Origin of the sequence: Planktothrix sp. FACHB-1355 (assembly GCF_014748295.1) — a bacterium.
Lineage (GTDB): Bacteria > Cyanobacteriota > Cyanobacteriia > Cyanobacteriales > Aerosakkonemataceae > Aerosakkonema > Aerosakkonema funiforme_A.
In genome coordinates this window covers 1-6,032 of sequence record NZ_JACJUP010000326.1, presented here as the reverse complement: position 1 = coordinate 6,032, position 6,032 = coordinate 1, and the positions used below count along the sequence as shown (strand labels likewise).

The following is a 6,032-nucleotide window of genomic DNA, read 5'->3' as shown; positions in this document are numbered from 1 at the left end:
AGCTTTTCTCAGGTGATTGAGGTACAGAGAAACCCGGTTTCTTCAAGAAACCGGGTTTCTGAAGTATACTTCATACAACTGAAACCTGCTATATAAACACCGATAATATTTTAGACAGTACCAAAATTTAAGGTAGTCTGCTCAAGACCGAAGCAATAAGCAACAGTTATTTACGAGTTTTATTTAAACTACGCAATTCTTAAAATTTAGATGGTAAGCGATCGCACTTTCCAAAACCAAGTGCGATCGCTACCCATCCAAAACCATATCAAATCCCCTGACCAAAACCAATAATCTCCTCAACAGTAATCTCTAACGCAGGGAAAAACAGCGACTCAATCCTCTGTTTTCCCGTAAAACTCTGAAATTCATATTCTCTTTCCACTAAAATCCTACGCGAATTCACTAACTGTCCGATCTCGATCGCAGGTTCTTCAATTTTCGTTAAGTCCTGGCCAAAAATAGCCGCGCTACATTTATAATAATGATTATCACGCCCAAAATTTAAATGAAAGCTGAAGATTATCCATTTGTTAAAGAACTGATAATTGACATTCAGGGTAATATCCAAAAAGTCGTTATCAATTTTAGCGATTATCAGCGCCTCCTAGAAGCGATGGAGGATGAAGGACTCGTACTTGCGATGAGGGAAGTAAAAGATGAAACCCCTCTTAATTTAGATGAAGCGCTAGCAGAACTTGAAAAACAGTGAATACATACTATCCATATTACAGGGTTCTACATCGAAAGGAATTTTACCGCTACTTTCCTTGAGTACGATCGCTACCCATACAAAACAATATCAAATCCGCTTCCCAAAACCAACAATCTCCTCAACTGTAACTCTAAATCTGGGAAAAACCGCGACTCAATCCTCTGTTTGCCTGTAAAACTCTGAAAGTTATATTCTCTTGCCACTAAAATACTACGCAAATTCACCAACTGTCCGATCGCGATCGCAGGTTATTCAATTTTCGGATTCTTCGCCTACCCCCTAACTCCTGTTTCTAAACTCCCACAGCTCCTTCTTGTCCGTAAGCTTGCCAAGCCAAATCCACCAATCCATTTACAATCGCCGACGCTACCACCGCACTGCCCTTGCGTCCTTCCGTGCGGATGTGGGGAATTAAGGAATCTTGCAATCTTTCTTTCGCAACGTCCACATCGACAAAACCAGCAGGGGTTCCGATTACTAAAGCGGGACGAATTTCTTCTGCTTCAATTAATTCTACGAGAGAAGTTAAAGCCGTTTGCGCGTAACCCACCACAAAGATGCCTTCTGGATAACGTCTGGCTAAAGTTTCAATTCCCCAAGCAACGCGGGTTTTTTCTCTTTGGGGTCGCGTCAGGGCGTCCATACTGCAATACACCGGGTTAGCAAAAGTACTTTGAATACTTGGTGTAATTCCCACTTGTACCATTGGCACATCTACGACTATGGTAGTGCGAGCGGCTAAAGCGGCGGCTCCGGCCTGTAATGCTCTTTCCGAAAAACGAATTAAAGATTTGTATTCAAAGTCTGCTGTAGCATAAATCACCCGACGTACTATTTCGTATTCTGCTGGGGAAAATACATGATCCCCTATTTCGCGATCGATAATTGCCAGACTCTGAGCATCTGTAAGGTGCCATTCCATGATTTCTGCTACATAAAACGGAAGCAATGCTTGATTTTCTCTGTCTGGCTCATATTCTACCGCGCTTTTATGGCATCTGTTTCTAGTTCCGCCGCATTGTTGCACTCATCGTCTTGGGACAGACACCCGGTTTTGGCGAAAAACCGGGTTAGTTGAAGTGGGACAGAAACCCGGTTTTGGTGAAAAACCGGGTTTGTTTAACCTTAGCGGCTGGAACTTTCAGAAGGGGAAGCTAGCATTGGCGATAGGTAGGCGACTAAAGCACCAATCATGAAGCCTGCCACATTTCGGAACAAGGGCAACCACTCGGAAGTACGGGTGACGACTGGGCCAATACCGAAGGCAATAAACAATATCCCCCACAATGGCGAGAAAATTAAAGCCCATTGCCAAGCTATAGCTTGTCCTGGTTTGCGGGGTTGGGCGGCGAATCCAAACACAACACCACCAACAATCGAGGTAACTAGGGTAAGAATCCACTGCTCGCGGGGCAGTCCCGGTACTACGTTGCAGCCGCCCTTGAGCAAACAGGTTTTGATCGAGTTAAGGGATTGTATGATGGATTGGTCTTCGCCTTCTTCGCGGACAAAGTACAGGTTGCCGTAACGAGTTTGCAGTTCAATCCAGAAAGTACGAGGTAAAAGCTTGTAAATGTCATCGCCGACGCTGAAGTTTAGGATATTGCCGCCTCGCGAATCAGCAACCAGTAAGACGCTTTTGTCATCCAATCCCCAATAGTTTTTGACAGCACGACCGGGAGTTTGGTCATATTGGGTCAAAACTCGCAGCTTCCAGCCAGTTTCTGCCTCGAAACTCTGTATATCTTGTGCAAGAGCTTGTTCCTGAACGTCGGTAAGAGACTTCGCTAAGTCAATTATTGGCGTTTGAATCTGGGGCAGTAACTCTGGATTGTCGAATGCCTGTGCTGCCGGTGCTTGGGCCCAAACACTTGCGGCCAGGAAGAAGGCTGCTATGGATACCAAAAGTCGTTTTACAAAATTATGCTTCTGCATTGGCTTTTTTACCAGAATCTCAAGTCGCGGACACTAAAATATTGCTTTCTTAATCAAAGGATAATAGAAAAATTATATTTCTTTACACTTGTTTACAAAAAATTTTCTAAAAAATTGCGATCGCAACCAGTTAGCAATGAATTGCAAGGATATCTGCGTAAAAAAAGTTTTTTTGCGCTATAATATCAAGGCTAAAATTTTCGGAATCGTACCAACTACAACAAACCAGTAGCAGTACTTGAAATTATTCAACTTCATCACCAGACCAATATACTTCCGAATCTGAGTGAGAAGCCTCGGCGCTTCGGCGCTCAGCAATTTCTCGGTGAGACTCTGAAGCGCGATGAGAAGGTGCGATCGCTCGATCGCGAACATCCAAGGGAGTTCCTTGAGAAGGCGGGAGAGGGGTAGCGGCAGACCGCCGTCCTATAGAGGCGGAGGGGCTAGTTTGGCTGCGAGTAAAGGTTTTCCAAGCGGCTTTAACACCAGTAAACACACTGCGAGTAGTAGTTTGCACTTTTTTTGCCTGCGTCTTGGCGGACACAACGCTTTGTTCGACTTGTTTAGCCGCAACACCAGCGCTTTTAACTCCCTCGCTGACATCATCTGTCAAATCGCTGATTTCCATACCGGTCAAGCGAATCGCTTCCAAAGTAGGGGGCAATTCGCGAGATAGGGTATCAGCTAATTTTTCCACACTGCGAGCAGCGCGGGCGATCTCCTGCAATGCGGGTATAGCTGCCATCAAAACAGCCGCAAGACTGACAGCAACCAGCAGTATGGAAAATCCTAACCAAAATAGGGGGTCAATCACAGGATTTGTGCCAAAAGCGAGGGTTATTTTTGCAGTTACCTGAGAGTTTATGTGGGTGTGATGTCTTGGGAAGCCACTGTAGTCCCCGAACCATAGGAATTCGAGTATAGCTCCTCCGGGTCGGGGGATGAGTTTTTTTCCGAAGGTGCTGCGGCTTCTGTTCGTTCAAAGGCTTTGCTTTCTTGAGCCCCAGCCTCTATTCCAGCAGAGATCGCTTCTTTAAGTCGCGTCAGGGTGTCATCCCAGTTTTTCAGTGCAGATTCGGAGAGCCGATCGGCTTGCAGCTGTACAGTAGTTGAGAGGTCTTCTGCCAAGTCGGGTAAAGCTTCGGCAGATTTTTTGAGCAAATGTCGCGTTTCTCTACCGGTGCGCGGTGCAATCAGCAAACCAGTAATGGTGCCGATCGCTGCTCCGAGCAGCATACCACCAATAAAAGCTCCAGAACGCTTATCAGACATTTTCGGGTCTCTATAGTTACAGGTTTTATAGACAAATATTACACTTGTCCATTCCAACCGTTTTGTCAGCGGTTAATTTCAGCGGACGTACTACTACATCCTGTATTTTCTTCGGTAAGGCGCTGCGCGTCTATGGAAAATGCTTTCCCGATCATACTAGCACTACTATTCACGTCCGTATTAATCAGTCTGCCGTCGCCAGCGCGAAACAAATCTCGGTTAATTCGCTTAACTTTGTCCTCGCTCGATCGGCAATTTCGCTACTTTTTTGAGAAATTTAGACTGCTTTGCCAGCTGACTTCGGGGCTTTTGCCAGACTTTCCCTAATAGGGCTAGTAAGCCTATAATTTGTTGCACCCTTTGGATCTGAATTTCCAGCACCTGATACCGCTCTCGCAGCAGCGATACGCCCTTCTGTCCTTTAGAAATTGCATTTGGTGCGTTGTACAGCACGTTATGAGTGCCCCGTTCTGCGGTAAGTATGGCATTTGCTGCGCGTGCCAGTATTTGCCGCAGTTTCCACACTCGCCAAGCAATATAGAAATTGATTAGGGCAATGAGAGTATTTATGGCTACGACGACTGGGATCATTTTTTAGCTTCTGACAAAAAACTCATCTAATTTTGTTCTGAACTTACATCTTGCACCATTCTCAACAATACCTGAGAAACCGGGTTGCTTAACGAAATATGTACGCTTTCAGATTTAACTATTTGCAGGAAACCCGGTTTCTAAACCTGGTGCAAGATGTGAGTTAAGGTTCATCTTTCACTTCTATAATGATAACTCGATAAGAAATAAAAATATCCAATACCATACAAGTAACGCCGCCTAGAACGAGAAACATACCACCTGTAAATAAATAGAGTGGCAACCCCTGAATTAAATTAGTATAAAAAAAGAAATTTATCCCGATGGATAAGGAAGTTAAAACGAAGCAAATTACCGCTAAAACCTGACACATAATTGCATTGCGAACAAACCATGCAGCTCGCAATAATATATTTACTTGTGTGATGATGTGCAACAATCTAATATTGTCAGACTCATCAATTTGACCTTGTTTGGTCATAAGTTTATTCAGGTTTCGCTTTTCATCATTCAATAACCTGATGCGAGTTAAAAGAGCTATATACCTGGCACTTAATCCCAAAAAAAATAAGGCACTAGAGGAAATCATTACCGCCGGTGCCAAAATCGCTTGAATTGCTTGGGTGGAAGTTATGGCATTGCCATCCATAAATTCATAGGTGTTACGGGCGACAACTGGAAAGAATACTGTGTAAGTTTACTACAGATCCAATAATGGCGATCGCAGGTGCGCCAAATTGATTTTCTTCAACTAACTTGACAATTGTACCCAGCGTACCGTAGAGTTCTTGCTGTTCGGGACGAGTACCCCAGCGCACCAAACCGACACGAGTTTCGCCACTTAAGCCAGCTATTTGCAATTGTTCGGCAATATAAGGTAGATTGTGAACGCCCATGTAAATTACAATTGTTTCCGAACCGTGAGCGATCGCACTCCAATTTACAGCGGGTCGATACTTCCCAGCCGCTTCGTGTCCGGTCACAAAAGTAACTGAAGAACTGTAAGAACGGTGAGTCAAAGGAATACCCGCATAAGCAGGTGCGGCAATTCCCGACGTTATACCCGGTACCACTTCCACAGACACACCCGCTTTTACCAAGTCTTCCATTTCTTCGCCGCCGCGACCGAATACAAAAGGATCGCCACCTTTCAAACGCACAACGATTGCTTCTGTCTGCGCCTTCTCTATTAATAAGTAAGTAGTTTCTTCTTGCAATAAGGAGTGACGCCCCATCCGTTTACCGGCATCAATTTTCTCAGCTTGCGGGTTAATCATCGCTAAAATTTGGGGACTGACAAGGGCATCGTAAATTACCACGTCGGCACATTCCAACAAGGCTTTTCCCTTGAGAGTCATTAGCCCCGGATCTCCCGGCCCCGCACCTACTAAATATACCGTACCCAAATACTTTTTCCTCTGCTCCATAAAACTGATACAAATCCGGATCTAACCGGAAATTGAAGTTTACTTACTGCTTCGTCCAGGGCTGTCGGCAGCTGACTGTCCACAGTCGTTAA

At 44.8% G+C, this 6,032-nt stretch carries 8 protein-coding genes; 1 reads left to right on the top strand and 7 read right to left on the bottom strand.

Annotated elements, in window-relative coordinates; translation table 11 throughout:
* Positions 1-508 precede the first annotated feature (508 nt).
* A complete protein-coding gene (locus tag H6S82_RS15000) occupies positions 509-712 on the top strand; it encodes a hypothetical protein (protein ID WP_190474568.1) in 204 nt (67 codons plus the stop codon).
* A 295-nt stretch (positions 713-1,007) separates the two neighbouring features.
* On the opposite strand, the gene H6S82_RS14995 is transcribed toward H6S82_RS15000, so the two are convergent.
* The 7 genes from H6S82_RS14995 to cobA form a co-directional block, all read right to left on the bottom strand.
* Positions 1,008-1,637: a precorrin-8X methylmutase gene (locus H6S82_RS14995; RefSeq protein WP_190474580.1), complete on the bottom strand. Its 630-nt coding sequence runs from the start codon at positions 1,635-1,637 to the stop codon at positions 1,008-1,010.
* Positions 1,638-1,840: 203 nt separating this feature from the next.
* On the bottom strand, positions 1,841-2,650 hold the full coding sequence (locus tag H6S82_RS14990) for a TPM domain-containing protein (RefSeq protein WP_190474570.1): 810 nt from the start codon (positions 2,648-2,650) through the stop codon (positions 1,841-1,843).
* A gap of 244 nt (positions 2,651-2,894) precedes the next feature.
* Positions 2,895-3,464 (bottom strand): DUF948 domain-containing protein, encoded by a 570-nt coding sequence (locus tag H6S82_RS33570; protein WP_322112022.1) that lies wholly within the window; start codon positions 3,462-3,464, stop codon positions 2,895-2,897.
* A gap of 47 nt (positions 3,465-3,511) precedes the next feature.
* Positions 3,512-3,922 (bottom strand): YtxH domain-containing protein, encoded by a 411-nt coding sequence (locus tag H6S82_RS14980; protein ID WP_190474572.1) that lies wholly within the window; start codon positions 3,920-3,922, stop codon positions 3,512-3,514.
* A gap of 228 nt (positions 3,923-4,150) precedes the next feature.
* On the bottom strand, positions 4,151-4,513 hold the full coding sequence (locus H6S82_RS14975) for a hypothetical protein (RefSeq protein WP_190474574.1): 363 nt from the start codon (positions 4,511-4,513) through the stop codon (positions 4,151-4,153).
* Positions 4,514-4,676: 163 nt separating this feature from the next.
* Positions 4,677-5,162, bottom strand: a complete 486-nt coding sequence (locus H6S82_RS14970; RefSeq protein ID WP_190474576.1) for a DUF2721 domain-containing protein — start codon at positions 5,160-5,162, stop codon at positions 4,677-4,679.
* A gap of 13 nt (positions 5,163-5,175) precedes the next feature.
* Positions 5,176-5,940 (bottom strand): uroporphyrinogen-III C-methyltransferase, encoded by a 765-nt coding sequence (gene cobA / locus H6S82_RS14965; RefSeq protein WP_191056367.1) that lies wholly within the window; start codon positions 5,938-5,940, stop codon positions 5,176-5,178.
* Positions 5,941-6,032: the final 92 nt, after the last annotated feature.

What these genes read in the sequence shown, in the direction of transcription:
- H6S82_RS15000 (WP_190474568.1), top strand. Translation starts at nt 509, where the DNA reads ATGAAAGCTGAAGATTATCCATTTGTTAAAGAACTGATAATTGACATT.
- H6S82_RS14995 (WP_190474580.1), bottom strand. Translation starts at nt 1,637, where the DNA reads ATGGAATGGCACCTTACAGATGCTCAGAGTCTGGCAATTATCGATCGC.
- H6S82_RS14990 (WP_190474570.1), bottom strand. Translation starts at nt 2,650, where the DNA reads ATGCAGAAGCATAATTTTGTAAAACGACTTTTGGTATCCATAGCAGCC.
- H6S82_RS14980 (WP_190474572.1), bottom strand. Translation starts at nt 3,922, where the DNA reads ATGTCTGATAAGCGTTCTGGAGCTTTTATTGGTGGTATGCTGCTCGGA.
- H6S82_RS14975 (WP_190474574.1), bottom strand. Translation starts at nt 4,513, where the DNA reads ATGATCCCAGTCGTCGTAGCCATAAATACTCTCATTGCCCTAATCAAT.
- H6S82_RS14970 (WP_190474576.1), bottom strand. Translation starts at nt 5,162, where the DNA reads ATGGATGGCAATGCCATAACTTCCACCCAAGCAATTCAAGCGATTTTG.
- cobA (WP_191056367.1), bottom strand. Translation starts at nt 5,940, where the DNA reads ATGGAGCAGAGGAAAAAGTATTTGGGTACGGTATATTTAGTAGGTGCG.